The sequence below is a fragment of the Pseudorhizobium endolithicum genome (assembly GCF_902153245.2).
Classification (GTDB): Bacteria; Pseudomonadota; Alphaproteobacteria; order Rhizobiales; family Rhizobiaceae; genus Neorhizobium; species Neorhizobium endolithicum.
In genome coordinates this window covers 237,891-263,568 of record NZ_CABFWF030000014.1, presented here as the reverse complement: position 1 = coordinate 263,568, position 25,678 = coordinate 237,891, and the positions used below count along the sequence as shown (strand labels likewise).

Annotated in this window: 22 protein-coding genes; 15 read left to right on the top strand and 7 right to left on the bottom strand. The window is 62.0% G+C overall.

Annotation, left to right across the window (positions count from 1 at the left end; genetic code table 11):
• Nucleotides 1-62 precede the first annotated feature (62 nt).
• The 5 genes from mnmE to RTCK_RS16435 are packed head-to-tail and all read left to right on the top strand — an operon-like array spanning nt 63 to nt 5,584.
• Complete coding sequence (gene mnmE / locus RTCK_RS16455; RefSeq protein ID WP_142593577.1) at nt 63-1,367, top strand: tRNA uridine-5-carboxymethylaminomethyl(34) synthesis GTPase MnmE; 1,305 nt, start codon at nt 63-65, stop codon at nt 1,365-1,367.
• Nucleotides 1,368-1,386: 19 nt separating this feature from the next.
• Nucleotides 1,387-3,273, top strand: coding sequence for a tRNA uridine-5-carboxymethylaminomethyl(34) synthesis enzyme MnmG (gene mnmG / locus RTCK_RS16450; protein ID WP_235988730.1), 1,887 nt, complete (start codon nt 1,387-1,389; stop codon nt 3,271-3,273).
• The gene (gene rsmG, locus RTCK_RS16445) at nt 3,273-3,887 is read left to right on the top strand and encodes a 16S rRNA (guanine(527)-N(7))-methyltransferase RsmG (RefSeq protein WP_142522408.1); all 615 of its coding nucleotides are present in this window, start codon (nt 3,273-3,275) and stop codon (nt 3,885-3,887) included. The genes mnmG and rsmG overlap by 1 nt, the downstream gene beginning before the upstream one ends.
• A gap of 18 nt (nt 3,888-3,905) precedes the next feature.
• A complete protein-coding gene (locus RTCK_RS16440; protein ID WP_142522409.1) occupies nt 3,906-4,694 on the top strand; it encodes a ParA family protein in 789 nt (262 codons plus the stop codon).
• Nucleotides 4,695-4,708: 14 nt separating this feature from the next.
• Nucleotides 4,709-5,584 carry a ParB/RepB/Spo0J family partition protein gene (locus RTCK_RS16435; RefSeq protein ID WP_142593576.1) on the top strand — a complete coding sequence of 292 codons (876 nt, stop codon included), beginning with the start codon at nt 4,709-4,711 and terminating at the stop codon, nt 5,582-5,584.
• Here the strand turns inward: RTCK_RS16435 and holA are convergent, their stop codons facing one another.
• Genes holA through leuS form a run of 3 tightly spaced genes read right to left on the bottom strand, consistent with a single transcriptional unit; the run spans nt 5,585 to nt 9,784 of the window.
• Nucleotides 5,585-6,625: a DNA polymerase III subunit delta gene (gene holA / locus RTCK_RS16430; RefSeq protein ID WP_142593575.1), complete on the bottom strand. Its 1,041-nt coding sequence runs from the start codon at nt 6,623-6,625 to the stop codon at nt 5,585-5,587.
• Entirely contained in the window at nt 6,613-7,164 is a 552-nt protein-coding gene (locus tag RTCK_RS16425) for a hypothetical protein (RefSeq protein ID WP_235988729.1), read from the bottom strand. Before RTCK_RS16425 ends, holA begins: the two co-directional genes overlap by 13 nt.
• A complete protein-coding gene (gene leuS, locus RTCK_RS16420; protein WP_142593574.1) occupies nt 7,154-9,784 on the bottom strand; it encodes a leucine--tRNA ligase in 2,631 nt (876 codons plus the stop codon). The genes RTCK_RS16425 and leuS overlap by 11 nt, the downstream gene beginning before the upstream one ends.
• A 178-nt stretch (nt 9,785-9,962) precedes the next feature.
• On the opposite strand from leuS, the gene RTCK_RS16415 reads away from it, so the two are divergent.
• From RTCK_RS16415 to minE, 5 genes are all read left to right on the top strand, one after another.
• Nucleotides 9,963-10,622, top strand: coding sequence for a YggS family pyridoxal phosphate-dependent enzyme (locus tag RTCK_RS16415; protein ID WP_142593573.1), 660 nt, complete (start codon nt 9,963-9,965; stop codon nt 10,620-10,622).
• Nucleotides 10,623-10,710: 88 nt separating this feature from the next.
• The gene (locus RTCK_RS16410; protein WP_142593572.1) at nt 10,711-12,642 is read left to right on the top strand and encodes a propionyl-CoA synthetase; all 1,932 of its coding nucleotides are present in this window, start codon (nt 10,711-10,713) and stop codon (nt 12,640-12,642) included.
• A 148-nt stretch (nt 12,643-12,790) separates the two neighbouring features.
• A complete protein-coding gene (gene minC, locus RTCK_RS16405; protein ID WP_142593571.1) occupies nt 12,791-13,525 on the top strand; it encodes a septum site-determining protein MinC in 735 nt (244 codons plus the stop codon).
• Between the two features lie 31 nt (nt 13,526-13,556).
• A complete protein-coding gene (minD, locus tag RTCK_RS16400; RefSeq protein ID WP_142593570.1) occupies nt 13,557-14,372 on the top strand; it encodes a septum site-determining protein MinD in 816 nt (271 codons plus the stop codon).
• A complete protein-coding gene (gene minE / locus RTCK_RS16395; RefSeq protein WP_142522417.1) occupies nt 14,369-14,629 on the top strand; it encodes a cell division topological specificity factor MinE in 261 nt (86 codons plus the stop codon). Before minD ends, minE begins: the two co-directional genes overlap by 4 nt.
• A gap of 78 nt (nt 14,630-14,707) precedes the next feature.
• Here minE and RTCK_RS16390 read toward each other — a convergent pair whose 3' ends face one another.
• The gene (locus RTCK_RS16390; protein WP_142593569.1) at nt 14,708-15,415 is read right to left on the bottom strand and encodes a DUF1013 domain-containing protein; all 708 of its coding nucleotides are present in this window, start codon (nt 15,413-15,415) and stop codon (nt 14,708-14,710) included.
• 217 nt (nt 15,416-15,632) lie between these two features.
• Between RTCK_RS16390 and acs the strand changes: the two genes are divergently transcribed.
• Nucleotides 15,633-17,585: an acetate--CoA ligase gene (acs, locus tag RTCK_RS16385; protein ID WP_142593568.1), complete on the top strand. Its 1,953-nt coding sequence runs from the start codon at nt 15,633-15,635 to the stop codon at nt 17,583-17,585.
• Nucleotides 17,586-17,624: 39 nt separating this feature from the next.
• Here acs and RTCK_RS16380 read toward each other — a convergent pair whose 3' ends face one another.
• Both RTCK_RS16380 and RTCK_RS16375 read right to left on the bottom strand, forming a co-directional pair.
• A complete protein-coding gene (locus RTCK_RS16380; RefSeq protein ID WP_235988728.1) occupies nt 17,625-18,092 on the bottom strand; it encodes a thermonuclease family protein in 468 nt (155 codons plus the stop codon).
• A gap of 29 nt (nt 18,093-18,121) precedes the next feature.
• Entirely contained in the window at nt 18,122-18,340 is a 219-nt protein-coding gene (locus RTCK_RS16375; RefSeq protein ID WP_142522421.1) for a DUF1674 domain-containing protein, read from the bottom strand.
• A gap of 96 nt (nt 18,341-18,436) precedes the next feature.
• On the opposite strand from RTCK_RS16375, the gene htpX reads away from it, so the two are divergent.
• From htpX to purH, 4 genes are all read left to right on the top strand, one after another.
• Nucleotides 18,437-19,396, top strand: coding sequence for a zinc metalloprotease HtpX (gene htpX, locus RTCK_RS16370; protein ID WP_142593567.1), 960 nt, complete (start codon nt 18,437-18,439; stop codon nt 19,394-19,396).
• Nucleotides 19,393-20,793 carry an RsmB/NOP family class I SAM-dependent RNA methyltransferase gene (locus tag RTCK_RS16365; RefSeq protein WP_235988727.1) on the top strand — a complete coding sequence of 467 codons (1,401 nt, stop codon included), beginning with the start codon at nt 19,393-19,395 and terminating at the stop codon, nt 20,791-20,793. Before htpX ends, RTCK_RS16365 begins: the two co-directional genes overlap by 4 nt.
• 128 nt (nt 20,794-20,921) lie before the next feature.
• Complete coding sequence (locus RTCK_RS16360; RefSeq protein ID WP_142593744.1) at nt 20,922-22,577, top strand: heparinase II/III family protein; 1,656 nt, start codon at nt 20,922-20,924, stop codon at nt 22,575-22,577.
• 75 nt (nt 22,578-22,652) lie between these two features.
• A complete protein-coding gene (purH, locus tag RTCK_RS16355) occupies nt 22,653-24,269 on the top strand; it encodes a bifunctional phosphoribosylaminoimidazolecarboxamide formyltransferase/IMP cyclohydrolase (RefSeq protein ID WP_142593565.1) in 1,617 nt (538 codons plus the stop codon).
• On the opposite strand, the gene RTCK_RS16350 is transcribed toward purH, so the two are convergent.
• Nucleotides 24,266-25,663, bottom strand: coding sequence for an MFS transporter (locus tag RTCK_RS16350; RefSeq protein WP_142593564.1), 1,398 nt, complete (start codon nt 25,661-25,663; stop codon nt 24,266-24,268). The two genes, purH and RTCK_RS16350, sit on opposite strands and share 4 nt — an antisense overlap.
• Nucleotides 25,664-25,678 lie beyond the last annotated feature (15 nt).

Genomic DNA, 25,678 nt, shown 5'->3' with positions numbered 1-25,678 from the left:
ATGAGTTGGAAGCGTCCGGCACCATACCGGGCGCTTCCGGCTTTAAGGAAGCAGTGGCAGGAATGTTCAAGCGGACGGATACGATCTTTGCCCTGTCCAGTGGAGCTTTGCCGGCCGGGGTTGCCGTGGTCAGGATCAGTGGACCCGAAGCCTTCGAAGCGCTCAAGAGGCTGACCGGAAAAGCTGCGCCTCGCCCTCGTCATGCGAGTTTGCGCCAGATAGTCGATCGGCGGGGCGCTCTCCTGGATCAGGCGCTGGTGCTGTCCTTCCCCGGACCACACTCGTTTACGGGCGAAGACTGCGTTGAACTGCAACTTCATGGTAGTCGCGCGGTCGTCAATGCCGTTCTCGCCGAACTTGCTGCTGTTGCCGGCTTGCGTATGGCAGAGGCCGGCGAATTCTCGCGGCGGGCATTCGAGAATGGGCGCCTTGATCTGGTTGAAGCGGAAGGCCTCGCGGAACTGATCGCCGCTGAAACGGAAATGCAAAGACGACTTGCCGTGGAGCAGAGCTTCGGCGGCCAGTCGAAGCTCTACGAGGGCTGGGCGAGCCGACTGACATATGCGAGGGCCATGATCGAGGCGGAACTCGATTTCGCCGATGAGGATGATGTGCCAGGTGCCGTCGGCGAGAGGGTAATATCGGATATTGCCGCGGTCGCCGCCGAAATAGACAGTCATATTGCGGCATCCAAGGCTGGAGAGATCATTCGCGGCGGATACAAGATTGCCATTGTCGGCCCGCCCAATGCGGGCAAGTCGAGCCTGATGAACCACCTCGCGCAAAGGGACGTGGCGATCGTGACCGATATTGCGGGAACGACGCGCGATATCCTTCATGTCGACCTGGACATGGAGGGGTATCTGGTACGGCTGTTCGATACCGCTGGCTTAAGGGAAACCGCCGATGCGATCGAACGGGAGGGAATACGGCGTGCCCGACAGATGATGGAGGAGGCCGATCTGGTTCTTGCCCTGGAGGAGATTGGCGGGAAAGCCGAAGCTTCTCCATATCCGGCGGGAGATGTGATACGTATCGGAACCAAGCTGGACCTGCACGGAGACTGCTCCCGCTACGACCTCTGCGTCTCCGTCGAGACGGGTGACGGTATAGAAGCGCTTCGACGCCTTGTTGTTAGCCGGATTCAATCTTTCTGGTCCGGCGCTGCGGTCCCGACGCGGGAGCGTCAGACGGAGCTTCTGCGGCTCACTTCCCTTTCTGTTCGTTCGGCGCTAAAGGCAGGGGAACCTGAGTTGAGAGCGGAACATCTGCGCGCCGCCGCGGGTTCGCTCGGCCGGATTACCGGTCATGTGGATGTCGAGCAGCTTCTCGACGTCATCTTTTCGCAGTTTTGTATCGGCAAATAGTGATTCACGTGAAACACCCATGATGCTGAAGATGGATAACAGGTTCGATGTCGTCGTGATCGGAGGAGGGCATGCAGGCTGCGAAGCTGCCAGTGCAGCGGCGCGCCTGGGTGCAAGAACCGCCTTGCTGACGCACAAGCGGGACACGATCGGCGTCATGTCCTGCAACCCGGCGATCGGCGGTCTGGGCAAAGGTCACCTCGTGCGGGAAGTCGACGCACTGGATGGACTCATGGGACGTGTGGCCGATGCCGCAGGTATCCAGTTCAGGCTACTCAACCGGCGCAAGGGGCCGGCCGTCCGGGGTCCGCGCACCCAGGCAGACCGGAAGCTTTACCGTCTGGCCATGCAGCGGGAGATCCTCAACCATCCGAACCTGGAGGTGATCGAGGGCGAGGCATTCGATCTGGACATCGAGCATGCGCGTGTCGAAGCGGTGGTCCTTGCGGACGGTCGCCGCCTTTCCTGCGGCTCCGTAGTGCTGACGACAGGAACCTTTCTTCGCGGCGTCATTCATATTGGTCACGAGACCATGGCAGCGGGGCGTATGGGTGAGGCGCCGTCCCTCGGACTGTCGAATAGACTGGTCAATCAAGGACTTAAGGTCGGGCGCCTCAAGACCGGGACACCCGCGAGGCTTAACGGGCGGACTATCGATTGGGACTCGATCGGACGGCAGGAGGCGGACGAAGCGCCGGTTCCGTTTTCATTCATGACGGACGCCATCACGAACCGGCAGATTGCCTGTGGCGTGACGCGTACAACGGCGGAAACGCATCGCCTTATCAGCGATAACATCCATCTTTCGGCGATGTATTCCGGCCGGATCGAGGGTGCCGGACCTCGATATTGCCCTTCCATCGAAGACAAGATCGTCCGCTTCGGCGAGCGTGACGGCCATCAGATCTTCCTGGAACCGGAAGGCCTTGACGACGATACCGTCTACCCGAACGGCATCTCCACCTCGCTCCCCGCGGACGTACAGCAAGCCTTTATCCGGACTATTCCCGGTTTGGAGAAGGTGGAAATTCTCCAGCCGGGATATGCCATCGAGTACGACCATATCGATCCCCGCCAGCTGACTATGAGCCTTGAGGTCAAGAACATCAGCGGCTTGTTCCTGGCGGGCCAGATAAATGGCACGACGGGCTACGAAGAGGCAGCAGCGCAAGGATTGGTAGCCGGTCTTAATGCAGGGTTGCGAGCGAGTGGCGGAGACGCGTACCACTTCAGCAGGTCAAGCTCGTATATCGGGGTCATGATCGATGACCTGACCACGAGGGGAGTGACGGAGCCTTACCGGATGTTCACATCGCGGGCGGAATATCGGCTCTCGCTTCGCGCCGACAACGCAGACGAGCGCCTGACCCGCGAGGGGTTGCGTCTCGGCATCGTGGGATCAGCACGGGAAGAACGCTTCGGAGCGTATGAAGCGCAGCTTGATGTCTGGAGGGAGCGGCTGAAGAACATCTCCATGACTCCGAATGAGGCTGCCAAGCATGGTTTGGCCCTGAACCGCGACGGACAGCGGCGTAGCGCCTACGACCTGCTTGCCTATCCGGATGTGACGATGGAGACGCTTTCCTCCATCTGGGAAGAGCTGAAGGAAATGGGACCAAGAGTGGGAGAAGCGCTGGCTATCGAGGCGACATATTCCGTCTATCTCGACCGCCAGCAGGGCGATATCCAAGCGCTTCAGCGGGATGAGGGTCTCGTCATACCCGCGGATTTCGACTACATGGCGATGTCCGGGCTATCGAACGAGATCAAGAAGAAGCTTGCAGAACAACAGCCTCTTACGCTTGCACACGCTGCCAAGATCGAGGGAATGACGCCGGCTGCCGCTGCTCTGCTGCTCGCTATGATCCGAAAACACGCGCCCACGCGCCCTATGCGAGTCTGCTGATGGAGCTGAACGGAAGGCGTGTTTCACGTGAAACGCAGGAACGCCTCGAGCATTTCGCCATGCTGTTCAGGAAGTGGGCGAAGAGCATCAATCTTGTCGCTCCTTCCACGCTGGAGGAGCTGTGGAGCCGCCACATCGCCGACAGCGCCCAGCTATTCCAGCTTCACCCGCGACCCGCCACCTGGCTCGATCTTGGCTCCGGAGGAGGTTTCCCGGGCGTTATTACGGCCATTTTACTTGCTGAGACCGGTGGCGGCTGGGTGCACCTTGTCGAAAGCAATCAGAAGAAATGCGCCTTCCTGCGCGTGGCGCTGATGGAATGCAACGGCCGAGGTAGTGTGCATCCGCTGAGGATCGAGGCGGCGCAGACGGAAATATCTGGCTGCGAATTCATCTCCGCCAGGGCATTGGCGGATCTCGACCTCCTGTTGCGATATGCCTCGCCGTGGATGATAGGATCATCCACCCGTGCACTGCTGCACAAAGGCCGGGATTACCAGCGCGAGGTGGACAAAGCTCGTGGTGATTGGGATTTCGATCTGGTAAGACATCAGAGTGCTGTGGAGCAAAACTCGGTGATTCTCGAAATCAGCGGACTACGGCCGAAGAGTTGATCGGACATCAGGGTCGACATGAATTATAACAGCCGCATCATCACCATTGCCAACCAGAAGGGCGGAGTCGGCAAGACAACGACCGCCATCAACCTGGCTACAGCTCTCGCTGCCATCGGTGAGCAGGTTCTCATCGTGGATCTCGATCCCCAAGGCAATGCCAGCACCGGTCTCGGTATCGATCGGCGGGACAGGTCGGTTTCTTCCTATGACCTTCTGATGGGTACCCATACGGTCGAGCAGACGGTTCTTCCCACAGCGGTCCCCAATCTCTCGATCGTCCCGTCGACGATGGACCTTCTGGGCTTCGAGATGGAGATCGCCCAAGAGGCAGACCGCGTATTCCGCCTGCGTCATGCGCTCGGGCAAGCCAGCCTCTGCTATACCTATGTTATCCTTGATTGCCCGCCTTCCTTCAATCTTCTGACGATGAATGCAATGGCTGCCGCGCAATCCGTCCTGGTGCCTCTCCAATGCGAATTTTTTGCACTCGAGGGCCTGAGCCAGCTTCTGGAAACGGTCAATCAGGTCCGCCAGACAGTGAATCCGTCTCTCGACATCCAGGGAATAGTTCTGACGATGTTCGATTCCCGCAACAATCTGGCGCAGCAGGTGGTCAACGATGTCAGGACCTATCTGGGCGACAAGGTTTATCACACGCTGATCCCGCGAAACGTGCGGGTTTCGGAAGCGCCCAGCTATGGGAAACCGGCCATCCTGTATGACCTGAAATGCGCAGGCAGCCAGGCCTATCTGCAGCTCGCCTCCGAGGTCATTCAAAGAGAGCGCCAACGCAAGGCAGCCTAAAGGATCAGGACACGATGAGCGACGATCTTTCCAAACGCCGGCTCGGCCGCGGCCTTGCCGCCCTGATCGGCCAGATGGATCAACCTTTGCCGGTCGACGTTGGGCCGCGGGCGATCAATCCCGACCGTCTCGTGCCGATCGAACATGTCGACCGCAATCCCCGCAACCCCCGCCGCCAGTTCGATGAGAGCGATCTGCAGGATCTGGCGAGTTCGATCCGGCAGCACGGTATTGTCCAGCCGGTGGTTGTACGTTCGGTGGGGGATCGGTATGAGATCATTGCCGGTGAGCGGCGCTGGCGTGCCGCGCAACTGGCCGGCCTGCACGAGATCCCGGTGATTGTGCGGGACGTGGACGATCGGACCGCGCTGGAAATCGCGATCGTTGAGAACGTTCAGAGGGCAGACCTCAATCCCCTGGAAGAAGCTCTGGGCTACGACCAGCTCATTGCCGAATACGGCTATACCCAGAACGACCTCGGTGGGATCATAGGGAAGAGCCGCAGTCACGTCGCAAACAGCTTGCGCCTTCTGAAGCTGCCGGAACCTGTTCGGAACATGCTGGCCTCCGGCGCGCTTTCGGCAGGGCATGCGAGAGCCTTGATCACGACCTCCGACCCTGTATCGCTTGCGCGGACAATCGTGTCGAAAGGGATGTCGGTGCGCGATGCCGAGCGGCTTGCGCAGCACGATATCAAAGCCCAGTCGGAACCGGCTGCTCCAAAACCCGAGCAGAAGGATTCCGATACGCTGGCTCTGGAGCGCTCCCTATCGGATGCCCTGGGGCTCGATGTCAAAATCAACCACAAGGGCGGGACCGGTCAGGTCAGGATAAACTACCGCAACCTCGATCAGCTGGAAGAAATCTGCCGGCTGCTGGAACGTCGTTGATCAGCGGCGGGCGCGGGCCGACTGAAGCGTGATCGCCATCAGGGTCTGAAAGGCTATGCTGTCCTCCAGCACCTGTTTCTGGCGGCTCTGGAGGATAGCCGTCTGGAGTCGCTCCATCTCACGGGTGAGTGCATCCGCCGGCCAAATTCGCAATGCCTTCTCGACCAGCGGCTTGCGCTTGAAGTGGATGTGCCGTCCAAGCGTCATCATGACCTGGCCTGGCTGGATATTCTTCTCGTCCATCTCTGCCCGCATCAGTTCCATCATCTGGAATGTCTTAAGACAGGATTGGAGGATGAGGAACACGGGCGTCTTCGACGTCTGGACCTTCTGCAGGGCGTGGCGGAGCGCAGGTAGATCACCCGTCAGGGCCGCATCCACAGCCTCATCGGCGGAAACGCCGCTGGCATCGCCGATGATAGCCAGAACGTCTTCTTCCTCCACCCTCTCCCTGCCTCGACAATAGAGCGCAAGCTTGCGGATTTCGTTGCGCGAGGCCGCGCGGTCGCCCCCAAGGCGTTCCACCAGGTGCCGACGTGCCTCCGGGCTTATGGTCAAGCTGTCCTCGCCGAGGACGATGTCGATAAGGCTGTTCAGCGCCCGGACATCGTCGGCATAACAGGGGATGATGGCGATCGTCTTTGAGGCTTCCGCAATCTTGCGCAGCCCGCTTCCCTTTTTCAGGTCCCCGGCCTCAACAAGCAGGAAGTTGGCGGGGGGCGGGCCACTTGCCAGGACTGCCATTGCATCGACAAGGGTCTTTTCATTCGAAGCGTTGCGGATCCAGACAAGCTTCTCACCACCGAAGAGCCCTAGCGCGTTGACCTCGTCTAGCAGCCGGCCGGGATCGTTCTGCAGATCCGAGACATCGAGCTTGAGTGTCGCGAAGGGGTCATCCGGAGCAACGCCTGACTTTCGAGCCAGTACAGCCGCCCGTTCGGAGGCCAGTCCGCGGTCGGGACCGTAGACTACGAATATGCGGTAGAGGTCCGTCGCCCGCTCCGCAAAGCGATCAAATTCGTGAGACTTTACTTCTGCCATGTCGCCTGCGGAGGTGGCTCCTTCGCCAGCGCAACGGCGAGATCGGCGCGGATGACCTCCGCGAGCTCGCGCGCGGCGCGATCCTCCGCATCGCGGACGGAGCGCAGCTCCGCGAATTCCTGACGAGACACATCGAGCAGAGACGTCGCCCGGCGAGTGCCCGCCTTCAGGACCTGACCATCGCTGACGCGCGACATCCTGTACGTGCCCGTCACCACGACCCTGCCCGGCTGAAGGCCGACGGCATCCTCGTCGTCAAGGATGTCGCTATAGGCGGATACCACCTGAAGCTCGACCATATACTGCGGAGCGCGTGCTTCGCCCTGTCCACCGGATGAAAGAAAGATCAACTGATTGCGCACGACCTGCTCTACCCGGTGGTCGGCTTGGGAGAACCCGATATCGGCAAGCCGAGCTCCCGGTCCGGACGCTTCTCCATAGAGCGGACGGACCTGGCAGGCGGACAATGCTGCCACGATGAAGAGCGCCGAAGCAGCAGAGCAGATCCGGCGGAGGATAGGCGATACGTCAGACGACAATGTTCACGATCCTCTGTGGGACGATGATGACCTTCTTGGCTGCCCGCCCATCCAATGCAGCACGCACGGCATCCAGTTGAAGAACCGCGGCTTGGACCGCATCTTGAGATGCCTCGCGCGCGATTGTCAATTCTGCGCGTTTCTTGCCGTTGATCTGGACCGGGAGCGTGATCTCATTTGCAGCAACAAGGCTCTCGTCGAAGCGGGGCCATGGTGCGCGGGACAACATCTCGGAATTGCCCAGTGCGGCCCAGCATTCCTCAGCCAGATGCGGGGTCATCGGTGCGACGATCTGGATCAGAATCTCGGCAGCATTGCGGACGGCCGCCCGATAGGCGCCATCGCCCTCGCCCGTCGCAACGCGCGCCAGCGGCGCCGCCAGCGTGTTCACCAATTCGTAAACGCGCGCGACCGCCCTGTTGAAGGACAGCTTGTCGTAGTCCTCCTGAACCGCCTTCAGCGTCCTGTGCGCGGCCTGGGAGACGGCCAGACCCTCACCCTCGCCGGCAGGTGCGCTCTGCACGTCGGCGAGACTTGCCGCTGCTTCGGAAATGAGGCGCCAGAGGCGTTGCGTGAAACGGTGCGCGCCTTCGACGCCCGCCTCCGACCAGATGACGTCGCGATCGGGCGGGGAGTCCGACAGAACGAAGAAACGGGCCGTATCGGCGCCGTAAGAAGCGATGATATCGTCCGGATCCACCACGTTCTTCTTAGACTTCGACATCTTTTCGATGGAGCCGATCGTCACCTCCTCGCCGGTCGACAGAAGCGTCGCCCGCCGCTTTCCGTCGACCTCTTCCATGCGGATATCGGCGGGTGCCACCCATTCGCCGGCGGCGCCACTGCCGCGGCGATAGGTCTCGTGGACCACCATGCCCTGGGTGAAGAGACCCTTGAATGGCTCCTTGACGTCTACATGGCCGGTTTCCTTCATCGCCCGCGTGAAGAAGCGTGAGTAGAGCAGGTGAAGGATGGCATGCTCGATGCCGCCGATGTACTGATCGACCGGCAGCCAGTGATTTGCCGCCTTCGGATCCGTCGGCATGTCCTCCCATGGAGCCGTGAAACGCGTGAAATACCAGCTGGAATCGACGAATGTGTCCATCGTATCGGTTTCACGGCGCGCATCTGCACCGCATTGCGGGCAGGCGACGTGCCGCCATGTGGAATGGCGATCGAGCGGGTTCCCCGGCTGATCGAACGTTACGTCGTCCGGAAGCCTGACCGGTAGGTCCTTCTTCGGCACCGGCACGACACCGCAGACCTCGCAATGGATCACCGGAATCGGGCAGCCCCAGTAGCGCTGGCGGGAGATGCCCCAGTCGCGGAGACGGAAATTCACCTTCCGCTCTCCCTGTGGCATGTTACCCAGGATCGTGCCTGAGAGCCGATCGGCGACGAGGTCAAAGGCCTCTTCCGTGGATTTCCCGTCGAGGAAGCGGGAGTTGATCATCACGCCATCGCCATCATAAGCCGTATCACCGATCGCAAAGCTTTCGGCATTCGCATCTGCAGGCATGACGACGGGAACGACCGGCAGCTCGTATTTGCGGGCGAAGTCCAGGTCGCGCTGGTCGCCGGACGGGCAACCGAAGATCGCTCCGGTGCCATACTCCATCAAGACGAAGTTCGCGATATAGACAGGCAGCTCCCACGAAGGGTCGAGCGGGTGTCTGACACGGATGCCGGTATCGATGCCCTTCTTCTCGGCCGTCTCGAGCGCAGCCAGCGAGGTTCCCTGCCGCCGGCACTCCTCGGCGAAGGCTTCGATAGCCGGGTTTGCTGCCGCTGCGTCTCTTGCCAGCGGGTGGTCGGCGGCGATCGCCAGGAAGGAGGCGCCGAAGAGCGTATCCGGACGGGTTGTATAGACGGTGACTTCCGAGTGGCCGGCAGGGGCGGTATCCGCTACCAGTTCCCATCGGATGGTCATCCCTTCCGAACGGCCGATCCAGTTCTTCTGCATCAGCCGCACCTTCTCGGGCCACTGACCGAGCGTCTCCAGCGACTCCAGGAGATCCTGGCTGAAATCCGTGATCTTGAAGAACCACTGCACCAGTTCCCGCTGCTCGACGAGGGCGCCGGAACGCCAGCCGCGACCGTCGATGACCTGTTCGTTGGCGAGAACGGTATGATCGACCGGATCCCAGTTGACCTTGGAGAGCTTGCGGTAGACCAGCCCCTTCTCCATCATGTCCAGGAAGAGATGCTGCTGGCGGTGGTAATATTCGACGTCGCAGGTGGCGAATTCGCGCGACCAGTCGAGCGAGAGGCCCATCGCCTTCAACTGCGCCTTCATCGACGCGATATTCCGGTAGGTCCACTCCTTGGGGTGCACCTTGTTGTCGCGCGCAGCATTCTCAGCCGGCATTCCGAAGGCGTCCCATCCCATCGGATGCAGGACGTTGTAGCCCCTCGCCCGCTTGTACCGGGCAACGACGTCACCCATGGCGTAGTTGCGGACATGGCCCATGTGGATGCGGCCGGACGGATACGGGAACATCTCGAGGACGTAGTATTTCTCGCGCGGATCGGCGTTGTCGGTCTCGAAGACCTTCGCCTCGGTCCACCTTTGCTGCCAACGCGGCTCGGCCTCGCGCGGATTGTAACGTTCACTCGCCATTCTATGATATTCCGGGAAAAGTGCTGACAGGGATGGCCAGACCTTCATCATGAAACCCCGCAACCGTCAAGTTTTCCGGCCATCCGGCGCGGTAAAGTTTGGGCGGCACCCCCAGCCGGCCTTGGCAGAGCGGGCTGTGGCGGCTAAGCGTCCGCAAAAGATGGAGATGAGGTCGATCATGACGACGGAAGAACGGCTGCAGGATGTGTTGTCACGGATCGAGGCGGCGGAGCGCCAGGCAAGCCGCGCGGCCCAATCCGTATCCCTGGTCGCGGTATCGAAGACGTTCGACACCGAGGCGATCCGCCCGGCAATCTTGGCGGGGCAACGCATTTTCGGTGAGAATCGTGTTCAGGAAAGCCAGGGGAAATGGCCGGCTCTCAAGGCGGAATTCAGCGATATCGAGCTTCACCTCATCGGGCCTCTGCAATCCAACAAGGCAGGTGATGCGGTCGCGCTCTTCGACGTCATCGAGACTGTTGACCGGGAGAAGATCGCCCGCGCCCTGGCAGAGGAGATGGGAAAGCAGGGGCGGAAGCCCCGCCTCTACGTGCAGGTGAATACGGGGCTGGAGCCGCAGAAAGCCGGAATCTCGCCCAAGGACACCAAGGCGTTCGTCGACTTCTGCCGGGTCGAACTCGGCCTCGGCATCGAAGGACTGATGTGCATTCCGCCGGCGGACGAAAACCCTGGGCCGCATTTCGCGCTGCTTGCGAAGCTGGCAGCGCAGTGCGGGCTTGAGAAATTGTCCATGGGGATGTCGAACGACTTCGAGACGGCGATCCATTTCGGAGCGACGAGCGTCAGGGTCGGATCGGCCATTTTCGGCAATCGCTAGGTGCCCCTAGCCCTTTAGTCTGGCTTTCCAGCCGGCTCTGCCTCATCCTAAAGTTTCCATGGCTGCGCTGGGACTACGGGAGGAGCAGATGCAGAGCATATACTTCGATATTTACCGCGAGTGGCAGTCGGCGCCGGAGGAGTTCTGGCGGCGGCAGGCAGAAAAGCTTCACTGGTTCAAGCCGATCGAGACGGTCTTCGACAAGGACCAGGGCGTCTACGGGCGGTGGTTTGCCGGCGGCGAGACCAATACATGCTACAACTGCCTGGACCGGCATGTCGAACGGGGCCGAGGCGACCAGTCGGCGCTGATCTACGACAGTGCAATGAACGGTGAGAAGAGGACATACAGCTATCAGCAGATGCTGGACGAGGTGCAGGCCATTGCTGCGGTGCTTCGCAATCACGGCGTCGGGAAAGGCGACCGGGTCCTCATCTACATGCCGATGGTGCCGGAGGCCGTCTTCTCCATGCTCGCCTGTGCGCGGTTGGGGGCCATCCACTCCGTCGTCTTCGGGGGATTTGCGGCGCACGAACTGGCGACACGCATCGATGACTGCGGCGCCAAGGTGGTGATCAGCGCAAGCTGCGGACTGGAGCCGGGACGAGTCGTCCCCTATAAGCCGCTGCTCGACCACGCGGTGGACATGGCGAAGGTAAAGCCCGACTTCTGCTTCATCCTGCAGCGGGACGAGCTGCACGCCCCCCTCCGATACGAGCACGGGGACATTGATTTCCGGCTGGCGATAGAGGCGGAGAAGACGAACGGGACCGTGGTCCGGTGCGTGCCCGTAGCCGCCACCGATCCGCTCTACATTCTCTACACATCCGGAACCACGGGTCAGCCCAAGGGTGTCGTCCGCGATAACGGGGGGCACATGGTGGCGCTCAACTGGACCATGAAGAATCTCTTCGGCGTCGATCCCGGGGAAGTCTTCTGGGCGGCCTCGGACATAGGCTGGGTCGTGGGCCACTCCTATATCGTATACGGGCCGCTGCTGGCCGGGAATACGACGGTTCTATTCGAGGGCAAGCCGGTGGGCACGCCCGATGCCGGCACCTACTGGAGGATCGTCTCGGAGTACGACGTGAAGGTTCTTTTCACGGCGCCGACGGCCTTCCGCGCCATCCGGCGGGACGATTCGGAAGGCAAGCTGGTCGAAGCATACGATCTTTCGGGACTGCGCGCCCTTTTCCTTGCCGGGGAGCGGGCCGATCCGGAAACGCTGAAATGGGCGGAAAAGGTGCTGAAGGTCCCGGTGATCGACCATTGGTGGCAGACGGAAACGGGCTGGCCGATGGTCGGAAATCCCGTAGGCCTCGGACTGCTTCCGTTCAAGCCGGGCTCTCCGACCCGGCCGATGCCGGGATATACGATCGAGGTTCTGGACGATGCAGGCCATCCGGTGCCGGCAGACACCCTGGGCAACATCGTCGTGAAGCTGCCGCTTCCGCCGGGATGCCTCGTCAGTTTCTGGAATGCCGACGAGCGCTTCCGGCAGGCCTGCCTTGAGGAATTTCCCGGCTACTACAAGACCGCGGATGCAGGCATGATCGACAGCGACGGCTACCTGTTCGTCATGGCGCGCACGGACGACATCATAAATTGCGCCGGCCACAGGTTGTCGACCGGAGCAATGGAGGAGGTCTGTGCCATGCATCCCGACGTGGCCGAATGCGCCGTGATCGGCGTGGCCGACCCGCTCAAGGGGCAGATCCCCTGCGGTTTCCTCGTCCTCAAGAACAACATCTCGCGCGACGAGAAGGCGATCGAGAGGGAGGTCGTGGACCTCGTCAGGAGCGAAATAGGGCCGGTGGCAGCGTTCCGCACCGTGATGGTGGTGAAGCGTCTGCCGAAGACGCGCTCCGGCAAGATCCTTCGCGGCACGATGCAGAAGATCGCCGACGGGCTGCCCTGGAGGATGCCTGCGACGATCGATGACCCGGCGATCCTCGACGAGATCGGCGAAATCCTGAAAACGAAGGGATATGCGAAGGGTGCGGCCGAAACCGCGGCCTAGCTTCATCGAGTGAAGACGATCCGGGAGGCCGCGGCGAAAGCCGTGGCCTCCTGCGTTTCGCGACCCGTGTTATCAAGCTCCGCACCAGCATATTAATGTTTTGTTAACTATGCCGACGCTACACCCGTGCAACCAATTCTTTACGTAGATGACCAAAGTGCTAACAGACGCTCGTTCGATCCGAATCAAGGGCCGGTCCTTTCTGGCGGTCGTACTTTCGCCCGATCTTCCTCTCGATGAATGGCTGGCCCGGCTGGACGATCTTGCATCGCGGTCGGCCGGCTTCTTCCTGAACCGGCCGGTGGTCCTGGACGTCACCGACCTTAACATCGACCGTGCTCAGCTCAAGGAGCTGCTCGGTGCATTCGCGGATCGAAACGTCGCCATCATGGGCATTGAGGGAGCGCGTCCCTCCATTCTCGGACAGGGAATGCCGCCGGGATTGAAGGGTGGACGCCCCGTTTCCGAGGAGGCCATGGCGAAGGAGCCGGAACCCGCGGAAGAGCCCGGCGCTGCCGCCAAGCGAGCGTCGGCGGACGTAGGACGCCCTACCCTGCAATCGATCATCATCCGCGAGCCGATCCGCTCCGGGCAGTCGGTGATCTTCCCGGAGGGGGACGTGACCGTGATCGGCTCCGTCGCGTCCGGCGCGGAGGTCATTGCCGGCGGTTCCGTCCACATCTACGGCGCCCTGCGCGGCCGGGTAATGGCGGGTTCGGTGGGAAATGCGTCGGCGCAAATCTTCTGCCGGAAGCTGGAGGCGGAGCTGCTGGCGATCGACGGCGTCTATCAAACCGCCGAAAACATGGCGCCGAGCCTGAAGGGGCAGCCCGTCCAGCTCTGGCTCGAAAACGATATGATCATGGCAGAGACACTCGTCTGAGCTGCAAGGCCAGAACAACAGGAGAAAACCAATGGGGAAAGTCATCGTAGTGACGTCGGGCAAGGGCGGGGTCGGCAAGACGACCTCGTCTGCGGCGCTCGGGGCGGCACTGGCCCAAAAGGGGGAGAAGGTGGTGGTCGTCGACTTCGACGTCGGCCTTCGTAACCTGGACCTGGTCATGGGCGCAGAACGCCGCGTGGTCTACGACATCGTCAACGTGATCCAGGGGGACGCAAAGCTGCCGCAGGCCCTTATCCGCGACAAGCGGCTGGAAACCCTGTTCCTGCTTGCTGCTTCGCAGACCCGCGACAAGGATGCATTGACGCCGGAAGGCGTCGAGACCGTGATCACCGAGCTTAAGCGCTATTTCGACTGGGTGATCTGCGACAGCCCGGCCGGGATCGAGCGTGGGGCGACCCTTGCGATGCGCCACGCCGACGTCGCGGTGGTCGTGACCAATCCGGAGGTTTCGTCCGTACGCGATTCCGACCGCATCATCGGCCTTCTCGATGCCAAGACCCTGAAGGCGGAGCGTGGCGAACGCATTGAAAAGCACCTGCTCCTGACGCGTTACGACCCTGCACGGGCGGAGCGCGGCGACATGCTGAAGGTCGGCGACGTCCTGGAAATCCTTTCCATCCCGCTGATCGGCATCGTGCCGGAAAGCATGGACGTCCTGCGGGCGTCCAATATCGGTGCACCGGTTACCCTGGCGGATACGAGCAGTGCCCCGGCCCAAGCCTATTTCGATGCCGCCCGCCGGCTTTCCGGCGAGGTGCTTCCGATCACGATTCCGGGTGAACAGCGCGGCCTTTTCGGCAAGATCTTCGGAAGGAAAGCAGCATGAGCATCTTCGACCTGTTCCGCAAGCAGCGGTCGGCGCCGATGGCGCGCGAGCGCCTGCAGGTGCTGCTGGCCCATGAGCGGGCCTCGAGCAGCTCCGATCTCGTCGCCGTCCTCCGGGAGGAAATCCTCGCCGTCATCGCCAAACACGTGCAGCTCGATGCCGACAAGGTGAAGATCAAGGTGGATCGCGAGGAAACCGTCTCCATCCTCGAGATCGACGTCGAAATTCCGTTGGACGCATCCCTCAAAGCGGCCTGAAAGCGCAATCTCCCAAACTAAAAGGCCCGCCGAGCGATCGGCGGGCCTTCAAATTCGTAAAGCTATCAGCAGGACGGCTTAATACCGATCGTCCTCGTCTTCGTCGCGCGGAGTCGACTTGAGCGAATTGAGCTTGGCGAAGACGGCGTCCGCATCGATCTCCTTTTCTTCCTCACGATCGCTGCGATAGTCGAAGTCGAGGTTTTCCGTCTCCGATGCCGACTGAAGGGTGGCGCCGACTTCGGCCGTGCTCGGTAGGGGGCGGCCCTTCGAGGCCCTTTCCACCTCCAGGTCGAGATCGATCTGGCTGCAGAGGCCGAGCGTGACCGGGTCCATCGGGGCCAGGTTGGCGGAATTCCAGTGGGTGCGCTCGCGGATCTGCTCGATTGTCGACTTGGTGGTGCCGACGAGACGGGAAATCTGGGCGTCCTTGAGCTCGGGATGGTTCCGGACCAGCCAGAGGATGGCGTTCGGGCGGTCCTGGCGCTTTGAGACAGGGGTGTAGCGCGGGCCGCGGCGCTTCGATTCCGGCACGCGGACCTTAGGCTCCAGCAGCTTGAGCTTGTAGTTCACATCCGCCTCGCCTCGCTGGATCTCGTCGCGTGACAACTGGCCTGTTGCGATGGGATCGAGGCCCTTGATGCCCTGGGCCGCCTCGCCGTCGGCGATGGCCTTCACCTCGAGGGGATGAAGCTTGCAGAACTGCGCGATCTGGTCGAACGAAAGCGCAGTGTTGTCGACCAGCCAGACGGCAGTTGCCTTCGGCATGAGCAATTGTTGGGCCATGGGTATAGTTCCTCTGTCCGCCGCGCCGGTGTCGCGGGCCGTGGGTATCACCACAATTTCCGGGAATTCCAACGGTCTATAAACGCAACGAGGTCAAATTGCAAATATCCAGATACATGACCCCTTCGTCTAATTGATGTGCTTGTTTCACCTGTTATGAATGCTGCATGCTCCGGAGATCGTGCTCCGGCTTGGGATGTAAAATGGGGAGGAGACCATGTCCGAGAAAGTCTATCCTGTGTCGCGCGCCGCCAGAGCCCAGGCGCTGATCGACAAGGATAAATACGAGAAATGGTACGAGGAAAGCATTGAGGATCCGGACAAGTTCTGGGGCAAGCACGGCAAGCGCATCGACTGGTACAAACCCTATACGAAGGTCAAGAACACCTCCTTCAAGGGCAAGGTCTCGATCAAGTGGTTCGAGGACGGGCTGACCAACGTTTCCTATAACTGCATTGACCGCCACCTGAAGACGCATGGCGAGCGGACTGCGATCATCTGGGAAGGCGACAACCCGTATATCGACAAGAAGATCACCTACAACCAGCTTTATGATCAGGTTTGCCGGCTGGCGAACGTCTTGAAGAAGCACGGCGTCAAGAAGGGCGACCGTGTCACCATCTACATGCCGATGATTCCGGAAGCGGCCTATGCCATGCTCGCCTGCGCCCGCATCGGCGCCGTCCATTCGGTCGTCTTCGGCGGGTTTTCCCCCGAAGCGCTGGCAGGCCGCATCGTCGACTGCCAGTCGTGTTTCGTCATCACCTGCGACGAGGGTGTACGCGGCGGCAAGCCCGTCCCGCTCAAGGAGAATACGGACAAGGCGATCCACATCGCGGCGCGCCAGTATGCGACCGTAAAGAACGTCCTGGTCGTGCGCCGTACCGGCGGCAAGATTGAATGGGCGCCCGGCCGTGATCTCTGGTACCACCAGGAAATCGCGAGCGTCAAAAGCCATTGCGAACCGGTCAAGATGAAGGCAGAGGACCCGCTGTTCATCCTCTACACCTCCGGCTCCACAGGCAAGCCGAAGGGCGTACTGCACACGACCGGCGGCTATCTCGTCTACGCTGCGATGACGCATGAATACGTCTTCGACTACCACGACGGGGACATCTACTGGTGCACGGCCGATGTGGGATGGGTGACCGGCCACTCCTACATCGTCTACGGGCCGCTGGCGAATTGCGCCACGTCGCTGATGTTCGAGGGCGTGCCCAACTTCCCCGACCAAGGCCGGTTCTGGGAGGTGATCGACAAGCACAAGGTCAACATCTTCTACACCGCTCCCACTGCCATCCGTTCGCTGATGGGCGCAGGCGACGAATATGTGGAACGCTCGTCTCGCTCCAGCCTGCGACTGCTCGGCACGGTCGGCGAGCCGATCAACCCGGAAGCGTGGGAATGGTACTACAGGGTGGTCGGGGACAGTCGCTGCCCGGTGATCGACACCTGGTGGCAGACCGAGACCGGCGGGCATATGATCACGCCGCTGCCCGGTGCGACGGATCTCAAGCCGGGCTCGGCGACGGTGCCCTTCTTCGGCGTGAAGCCGGAGCTCGTCGACAACGAAGGCAACGTGCTCGAGGGACCGGCCGACGGCAATCTCTGCATCGCCGATTCCTGGCCGGGTCAGATGCGTTCGGTCTATGGCGACCACGAGCGCTTCGTGCAGACCTATTTCTCGACCTACAAAGGAAAGTACTTTACCGGTGACGGCTGCCGCCGCGACGAGGACGGCTATTACTGGATCACCGGCCGCGTAGACGACGTTCTGAACGTGTCCGGGCACCGACTGGGCACCGCGGAAGTCGAATCGGCACTCGTTTCGCATGACTTCGTCTCGGAAGCCGCGGTCGTGGGATATCCCCACAGCGTCAAGGGCCAGGGCATCTACTGCTATGTGACGCTGATGTCGGGCCACGAGGGCGATGACGCACTCCGCCAGGAACTGATCAAGCATGTCCGAAGCGAGATCGGGCCGATCGCGACCCCGGACAAGATCCAGTTCGCGCCAGGCCTTCCCAAAACGCGTTCCGGCAAGATCATGCGCCGTATCCTACGCAAGATCGCCGAGGATGATTTCGGTGCGCTCGGAGACATCTCGACTCTTGCCGATCCCGGCGTTGTCGACGACCTGATCGCGAACCGCCAGAACAAGGCGGGTTGAAGTCAGAGGGCCGCCTTCCCAAGGGGGGCGGCTCTTTCTTCAAGGTGATGTGCAACTGATTTTTGACTTGCGCCCGCCGTCATAGCCCACAGCAAGTCCTGCCAGCAGTAGGTGGTCGGCAGGCCGCGCGCCGTCGGGAAGTGTGACGTCCGCCACCACACGGCCAAAATATTTGTCGCCAGAGATATGGCTGAGATGGACCGTCGGCGCCGCCGCCGTCATCCTTTCCAGGGACGCCTTGGCCGCCGCACCTGTTTGGCGCTCGCTCAAGCAGGACGACCGTAGCTCCGGCGTATCGATGCCCCTGATCCGGACATAGACCTCGACCTTCTGCTGCGGCCAGGGCCGTGCTTCTACGAGTAACGTGTCGCCATCGATGACGCGCAGGACCTTTGCCTCCACCGGCCCGGGGATCTCATCGCGAGCCGCTGCCAAAGCAGCTTGGAAAGGAAGCACCAGGATGGCGGCAAGAAACAGGTTTCTCATGAAAGGAATAAATTCCTTCAAAAGAAAAATGTCAATAGGATTATCTGCCTCTAGAAGTCGATGGCGCGGCCGTTGATCTCCCAGTCGCCGAAGCGTGCGGGGTCGGCGCCGCCGCGGCCGCCGATCTCGGCCGGCATCTCCTGCTGCTTTTCTGCCTGGCGGCGCTGCTCGGCCTCTTCCAGCGCCCGCTTGGCAGCGGCAGAAAGCGGTTTCCCTGGGGTCATCTCGGCCGACGGAGGGGTCGTGTTGTCGTTATCCGGTGTCTGCATCGTTCACTCCGCCGCGCGGATCATTGAAAAGAAAAGGGCTATGGACCACATCTAGTACGCTCGACGTCCGCTTGAAAGTCGTTCCGGAGAACTGTGATGAACATGATGCGCACTGCTATGCTTCTTGCCTTCATGACGGCCCTGTTCATGGGCGTCGGGTTCCTGATCGGCGGTCGTGGCGGCATGATGATCGCCTTTCTCATCGCCGCGGGCATGAACCTCTTCTCCTACTGGAATTCGGACAAGATGGTGCTGTCGGCCTATCGGGCGCAGCCGGTGGATGAGCGCAACGCGCCCGAGCTTTACCAGATGATGCGCCAACTTTCCGCCAATGCCGGGCTGCCGATGCCGAAGGTCTATGTCTACGACAGTCTGCAGCCGAACGCGTTCGCGACGGGCCGCAATCCCGAGAACGCGGCGGTAGCCGCATCGACCGGGCTTCTGGAGCGGCTGACGCCCGAAGAGGTGGCGGGCGTGATGGCGCACGAACTGGCTCATGTCCAGAACCGCGACACGCTGACCATGACGATCACCGCGACACTTGCAGGTGCGATCTCGATGCTCGGCAACTTTGCCTTCTTCTTCGGCGGCAACCGCGACAACAACAATCCGCTCGGTTTCATCGGCGTCCTGGTGGCGATGATCGTCGCGCCGCTCGCGGCCATGCTGGTTCAGATGGCCATCAGCCGGACCCGTGAATATTCAGCGGACCGGCGCGGCGCGGAAATCTGCGGCAATCCGCTGTGGCTGGCTTCCGCGCTCGGCAAGATTGCCGGCGCGGCTCAAGTGATCCACAACGACGACGCCGAGCGGAACCCGGCAACGGCGCACATGTTCATCATCAACCCCTTGTCGGGCGAAAGGTTGGACAATCTGTTCTCGACCCATCCGAACACAGAGAACCGCATCGCAGAGCTTCGGAAGATGGCCAGCGAGTTCGGCGGCGGGTCGACGGCAGGGTTCGCTACTGCTAGACCCACGCGCACCGCGCGCTCCGTACCCACTACCGGCTGGGGCCGCGGTTCATCAGAACCGCGCAAGGGACCCTGGTCTTGAACCAAACAAAGAACAACAAGAAGGCATTCAAGCATCGTTCATCTCCGAGCAGGCGGAGTTCTGCTGCCCGACCCTCCAATGATGACAAGGCAGGGCTCGAGGTTCGTGCTACGGCTGCCAAGCTTCTCGCGGCGGTGGTGGACAAGAAGATCTCGCTGGACGGGATTCTCGATCCGGTCCATGGCAACCCGGCCTACAAGCATCTCAACGATCAGGACCGGGCTCTGACCCGCGCCATCCTGCTCAGTGCGCTTCGCCATCTGCCGCGGATCGAAGCGGCGCTCGCTTCGCTCCTCGAGAGCCCGCTGCCGCAGGGCGCACGGCCTCTTCACCACGTGTTCTGCGTGGCCGCGGCACAAATCCTCTATCTCGACGTCCCTTCCCACGCAGTCGTAGACCTTGCGGTGGAACAGGCCCACCGCGACCCCCGCAACCGGCGCTTCGCCAAGCTCGTGAACGCCGTGCTGCGGCGGCTGGTGCGGGAGAAGGATACGGTACTGGAGCGGATCGCCGCCGTTTCACCTGTGCCGGACTGGTTCATGGAGCGACTTGCGGCCGCCTATGGTCCCCAGGCGGCCGGCGAGATCGCCGAGGCTCAGCTAACGCCTCCGGCGATAGATATCACGGTCAAATCCGAGCCGCAGCGATGGGCGGAGGCATTCGGGGGGCGGATGCTGCCGACCGGCAGCATCCGCCTGCCGGCCTTCGAGGGCTCTGTCGCGTCGCTTGCGGGATATGATCAAGGTGAATGGTGGGTGCAGGATGCCGCCGCCAGCATCCCTGCGCGGCTTCTCGGCGATATCAGGGGCCGGCGGATCGCCGACCTCTGTGCCGCTCCCGGCGGCAAGACGGCCCAGTTGATCGTGGCGGGCGCCCAAGTGATCGCGGTTGAGCAGTCGGTGAACCGTATGGCACGGCTGAAGGAGAATCTGGACCGTCTCGGACTGAGGGCACAGCTGGTTCAGGGCGACCTGTTCGATTTTCGGCCGGAGGCGCCGCTCGACGGGGTGCTTCTGGATGCGCCCTGCTCCTCCACCGGCACGACGAGACGGCATCCGGATGTGCTCTGGACCAAGGGGCCGGAGGACGTCGCCAAGCTTGCGGCCCTGCAGGCAAAGATGCTCCGCCATGCGGTAACGCTGGTGAGGCCCGGCGGCCTGATCGTGTTTTCGAACTGTTCGCTGGATCCGCTGGAGGGCGAGCAACTGGTCGCGGACCTCCTGGCGGAGGACCATGGCCTCGAGCGGGTTCCGGTGGAGCCGGCGGGCTGGCCGGGGCTGGAGAATGCGATCTCTTCACGCGGAGAATTCCGCACCACACCGGCTATGCTTCCGGGCGAGGGAAGTTCAACCGGCGGCATGGATGGTTTCTTCGCCAGTGTCCTGCGTCGCCGATAAGAATTTCTTTACCATCACAGCCGATTATATTCGAATGGACTAAAGGGCGATCCGTCCCCGGCGGGCGACTTTTCGCTCCTGCGGAGTGTTTCAAGTTGATCATCCCACTCGCGGATCGCCGAAAGTTGATGGCTTTCGGGTTGCGGGAAATCGGTCGCCGGTCCTACCGGCGCACAGCCGGTTTGCGGCTGGCGTTGACGCCTTTCTCCAACGCCGTTCCCGATCGGCTCATCGTTGCTCCGACAGACCTGCACTCCGTCGATCCCTTCGTGGCGGACGAGATTGCCCAGGGACGTTTTCCGCTGGCGGGAACGCTGCTCGATACGGAAGGCCGGTCGCCTTTCGACGTCGATCTGCCGACGCCGGCGTTCGCAGAGCGCCTTCACTCCTTCGCCTGGCTCCGGCATATCCGTGCCGACCGCACCGCCGAAGCCTGTGCGCGTGCCCGAACGATCACCGCCACCTGGATCGCCGGCTATGGGCGGCGCCCCCGCGGAATAGCCTGGCGGCCGCATGTGGTCGCGGAACGGGTTATCGCATGGCTTTCCCATTCGACCATCGTCCTGCAGGGAGCGGAGGCCGGCTTCTACCGCCGGTTCATGAGAAGCCTCGCCTATCAGGTTCGCTATCTCCGGCGCCTGGTCCGTGGCCTGCCGAGGGAGGAAGCGCGCCTGCGGATCCGGATCGCGCTCGCCATGGCATCCGTCGCCATGCCGACCCGCAACGCCTATATCCGCAGAGAGGGAAGCCGGCTCGATCGGGAACTGGAACGACAGATCCTGCCGGACGGCGGGCATGTCTCGCGAAACCCCCGCGCGATTCTCGACCTTCTTCTCGACCTTCTGCCGCTGCGGCAGACCTATATCAATCTCGGGCACGATATCCCGTCGAAGCTCATACCGGCCATCGACCGCATGTACCCGGCCCTGCGCTTCTTTCGTCACCAGGATGGCGATCTCGCGCTCTTCAACGGCGCCACCTCCACGTCGGCCAGCGAACTGATCTCGGTGCTTCGATACGACGAGACGGCCGGCAAGCCCTTCAAGTCGCTGCCGCACATGAATTACCACCGGCTGGCGGCAGGCGGTACCGTCCTGCTGATCGATACGGGCAAATCGCTCTCTCCGGAACTTTCGCAAAGGGCGCATGCCGGCTGCCTGGCGTTCGAGATGTCGGCAGGCCGGCACCGCTTCATCGTCAACAGCGGTGCGCCGAAATTTGCGCCGAGGGAGTACCGCCAGTTGGCGCGCTCGACCGCCGCACACTCGGCGGTGACCCTGAACGATACCTCGTCCAGCCGTGTAGTACGGTCGCGGGTCTGCAGCACTTCCATCCTCGCCGGAATCGAAGAGGTAGAGGCCGAGCGATGGGAAGATGCCTACGGAAACGACTGGCTGCGGGGGATCCATGACGGTTATCGCCGTATATTCGGCTACCTTCATGAGCGTGAAATCGGCCTGAGCAGCCAGGGGAACAAGATCAAGGGGCGCGACCGGCTTTTTCGCCCTGAGGAAGCAGGCGGCCCGGCCGATCCTGTGCAGGCGACAGCCCGGTTTCACGTTCATCCCGCCATTACGCTGTCGGAGCAGGATGGAGAAACGGTCCTGCTCGTCGCGCCGGACGGCGAGGCTTGGCAGTTCAGCGCGCCGGGGCTTCCCGTCGTGATCGAGGAGGATCTGTTTTTTGCGGACGCCTCCGGCGTTCGTCCGAGCCAGCAGATCGTCATCGCGTTTTCGGTTCCCGATGTCTGTGATATCCGGTGGATGCTGAGGCGGCTGGAATAGGCGTTTCCTCTCCGGAAAACCTGTGCTACGCGGCCCGCATTCCGCACCGCCCGCAGCACGTTCCAGGAGAGCCCGATGGCCGTCGTTTCCAAGAAGATCCCCGCTCCCGACATGGTGAAGATCCGCACCGCCCTGCTGTCGGTTTCGGACAAGACAGGGATCGTCGAACTGGCGCAGGCGCTGGCCGGGCAAGGGGTTCGGCTTCTTTCCACCGGTGGTACGCATAAGGCGATCGCGGCGGCCGGCCTGCCGGTGACCGACGTATCCGAGGTGACAGGATTTCCCGAGATCATGGACGGGCGGGTGAAGACGCTGCATCCGAACGTCCATGGCGGGCTTCTTGCTATTCGCGACGATGCCGAGCACGTGGAAGCGATGAAGTCGCACGGGATCGAGGGCATCGATCTGGCCGTCATCAATCTTTATCCTTTCGAAGAAGTGCGCGCTGCCGGCGGCGATTACCCCACCACGGTGGAGAACATCGACATCGGCGGGCCGGCGATGATCCGTGCTTCGGCCAAAAATCACGCCTATGTGACGATCGTCGTCGACCCTTCCGACTATTCCGCCCTCATCGAGGCGCTGAGCGTGAATGACGGCAGGACGGCCTATGCCTTCCGCCAGAAGCTGGCGGCTAAGGCCTATGCCCGCACGGCGGCCTACGAGGCCGCGATCTCCAACTGGTTTGCCGAAACGCTCGACATCGAGGCTCCCCGCTACCGGACGATCGGCGGCGTGCTGAAGGAAGAGATGCGCTACGGCGAGAACCCGCACCAGACCGCTGGCTTCTACGTGACGGGGGAGAACCGTCCGGGTGTCGCGACCGCCAAGTTGCTGCAAGGCAAGCAGCTTTCTTACAATAATATCAACGATACCGATGGGGCCTTCGAATTGATCGGCGAGTTTTCGCCGGAGCAGGGGCCGGCCTGCGCCATCATCAAGCATGCCAATCCCTGCGGCGTCGCCACCGGCCCGTCGCTGAAGGAAGCCTATCTCAGAGCACTTGCCTGCGACTCGACCTCGGCCTTCGGCGGCATCATCGCGCTCAACCAGCTTCTCGACGGCGAGACGGCCGAAGAGATCGTCAAGCTGTTCACGGAAGTGATCATCGCACCGCAGGTCTCCGAGGAAGCAAAGGCAATCATCGCGCGCAAGCCGAACCTGCGCCTTTTGGAGACCGGCGGCCTGCCCGATCCGCGCTCGCGCGGCATCACGGCGAAGACGGTTGCCGGCGGCCTGCTGGTGCAGACGCGCGACAACGGCATGATCGAGGACATCGATCTCAGGGTCGTCACATCACGGGCACCGACCGACCGGGAGCTGGAAGACATGAAGTTCGCCTACAAGGTGGCCAAGCACGTCAAGTCCAATGCGATCGTCTACGCCAAGGGTGGCCAGACGGCAGGCATCGGCGCCGGCCAGATGAGTCGCATTGATTCCGCCAGGATCGCCGCGATCAAGGCGGAAGAGGCCGCAAAGGCCATGGGTTGGTCCGAACCGATGACGAAGGGCTCCGCCGTGGCATCAGAAGCCTTCTTCCCGTTTGCGGACGGATTGCTGTCGGCAATTGCCGCCGGCGCCACCGCCGTCATCCAGCCCGGCGGCTCCATGCGCGACCAGGAGGTGATCGACGCCGCCAACGAGCACGGCGTCGCCATGGTGTTCACGGGCATGCGGCATTTCCGCCACTAGGAGCCGGTGACGCGGTCGGCCGGATACGGAGTGCGCAACAGGAGCAGCAGGCCGCCCGCGAGAAACAGGAGAAGGGTCGCCATGCCGATGCGTGCCGACCCGGTGGCATAGGTGGCGAGCGAGAAAAGCAGCGTCGCCATGAAGCTCGTCGCCCTGCCGGACAAGGCGTAGATGCCGAAGTAGCGGCCGGCATCGGCGAGGCTGACGCTGCGAGCGAGATAGGAGCGCGAGGAGGCCTGCACGGGTCCGAAGGCAATACCGATCAGCAGGCCGAAGATCACGTAAGCCTTCTCCGCCGCAGTTCCGAACAGCCCGCCGCCATCCTGCAACTCGAGCGGCATCAGCCCGAAGAAGACGAAGCCGGGACCTGTGGAGATGATGCCCATAGTGGCAACCAGAAGCAGGACCAGGCTGATCAGTACCACCACCTTCGAGCCCAGCCGGAGGTCCAGGCTGCCCGCAATGAGGCATCCGAAGATGGCGACGACGTTCAGCAGAATTCCGTAGACGCCGATCTCGATCGTCGCCCATCCGAACATGCCGGCGGCGAAGGCACCTCCCAGGATCAGCAGGCCGTTCACTCCGTCCTGATAGAGCATTCGCGCGATCAGGAATCTGGCAATTGCGGGTCGTTGCCTTAGCTCGCCGAGGGTGCCTCGAAGTTCCGCAATGCCGCTCCGGACCGCCTGCGTCAGGGGAAGGCCTCTGGCCGCGTCGGGGGTGAAGAGAAACATCGGCAGGATGAATAGAAGGTACCAGCCGGCAGCAATCGGCCCGGTGATGCGCGCGTCTTCGCCGGAAGCGGGATCGAGGCCGAACAGCGGCTCGATCCCAAGAATGGTGAGTCCCGTTTCGGGGCTGCCGGCCAGTAGCGTCACGACGAGGATGAGGACCAGCATGCCGCCGAGATAGCCGAGGCCCCAGGCCGTGTTGGAGACCTTGCCCACCTGTTCCCGACCGACGAGGCGCGGCATCATGGAGTCGTTGAAGACGATGGAGAATTCCGCGGCAAGCGACGCGAGGATCATCAGCAGGAGCGGCCAAACGAGGGCCGAACCCGGGGCTGCGAACCAGAGCAGCGACAGGCAGATGATCTTTAGGGCCGCAAAGCAGGCGATCCAGGGCTTTCGCGGCCCGGACTGGTCCGCGATCGAACCCAGCACCGGCGAAAGGAGCGCGATCAGGATCGATGATATGGTCGCCATGTTGCCCCAGGCCGCCTGTGCCGAAACGGGGTCCTCCGTCAGCCGTGCGACGAAATAGGGACCAAACACGAAGGTGACGATCACCGTGAAGAAGGGTTGGGCCGCCCAGTCGAACAGCATCCAGCCCCAGATGCCGCGCCGGGGCCGCTCGACCGGCGGCGAAGCTTCAGGTGCGGCGGTCGCCCTCATTCAGGATCCTCGTGG

Excerpts from the sequence above, each read along its gene's own strand:
- mnmE (WP_142593577.1), top strand. The coding sequence starts at position 63 with ATGTTCAAGCGGACGGATACGATCTTTGCCCTGTCCAGTGGAGCTTTG.
- mnmG (WP_235988730.1), top strand. The coding sequence starts at position 1,387 with ATGATGCTGAAGATGGATAACAGGTTCGATGTCGTCGTGATCGGAGGA.
- rsmG (WP_142522408.1), top strand. The coding sequence starts at position 3,273 with ATGGAGCTGAACGGAAGGCGTGTTTCACGTGAAACGCAGGAACGCCTC.
- RTCK_RS16440 (WP_142522409.1), top strand. The coding sequence starts at position 3,906 with ATGAATTATAACAGCCGCATCATCACCATTGCCAACCAGAAGGGCGGA.
- RTCK_RS16435 (WP_142593576.1), top strand. The coding sequence starts at position 4,709 with ATGAGCGACGATCTTTCCAAACGCCGGCTCGGCCGCGGCCTTGCCGCC.
- holA (WP_142593575.1), bottom strand. The coding sequence starts at position 6,625 with ATGGCAGAAGTAAAGTCTCACGAATTTGATCGCTTTGCGGAGCGGGCG.
- leuS (WP_142593574.1), bottom strand. The coding sequence starts at position 9,784 with ATGGCGAGTGAACGTTACAATCCGCGCGAGGCCGAGCCGCGTTGGCAG.
- RTCK_RS16415 (WP_142593573.1), top strand. The coding sequence starts at position 9,963 with ATGACGACGGAAGAACGGCTGCAGGATGTGTTGTCACGGATCGAGGCG.
- RTCK_RS16410 (WP_142593572.1), top strand. The coding sequence starts at position 10,711 with ATGCAGAGCATATACTTCGATATTTACCGCGAGTGGCAGTCGGCGCCG.
- minC (WP_142593571.1), top strand. The coding sequence starts at position 12,791 with ATGACCAAAGTGCTAACAGACGCTCGTTCGATCCGAATCAAGGGCCGG.
- minD (WP_142593570.1), top strand. The coding sequence starts at position 13,557 with ATGGGGAAAGTCATCGTAGTGACGTCGGGCAAGGGCGGGGTCGGCAAG.
- minE (WP_142522417.1), top strand. The coding sequence starts at position 14,369 with ATGAGCATCTTCGACCTGTTCCGCAAGCAGCGGTCGGCGCCGATGGCG.
- RTCK_RS16390 (WP_142593569.1), bottom strand. The coding sequence starts at position 15,415 with ATGGCCCAACAATTGCTCATGCCGAAGGCAACTGCCGTCTGGCTGGTC.
- acs (WP_142593568.1), top strand. The coding sequence starts at position 15,633 with ATGTCCGAGAAAGTCTATCCTGTGTCGCGCGCCGCCAGAGCCCAGGCG.
- RTCK_RS16375 (WP_142522421.1), bottom strand. The coding sequence starts at position 18,340 with ATGCAGACACCGGATAACGACAACACGACCCCTCCGTCGGCCGAGATG.
- htpX (WP_142593567.1), top strand. The coding sequence starts at position 18,437 with ATGAACATGATGCGCACTGCTATGCTTCTTGCCTTCATGACGGCCCTG.
- RTCK_RS16360 (WP_142593744.1), top strand. The coding sequence starts at position 20,922 with ATGGCTTTCGGGTTGCGGGAAATCGGTCGCCGGTCCTACCGGCGCACA.
- purH (WP_142593565.1), top strand. The coding sequence starts at position 22,653 with ATGGCCGTCGTTTCCAAGAAGATCCCCGCTCCCGACATGGTGAAGATC.
- RTCK_RS16350 (WP_142593564.1), bottom strand. The coding sequence starts at position 25,663 with ATGAGGGCGACCGCCGCACCTGAAGCTTCGCCGCCGGTCGAGCGGCCC.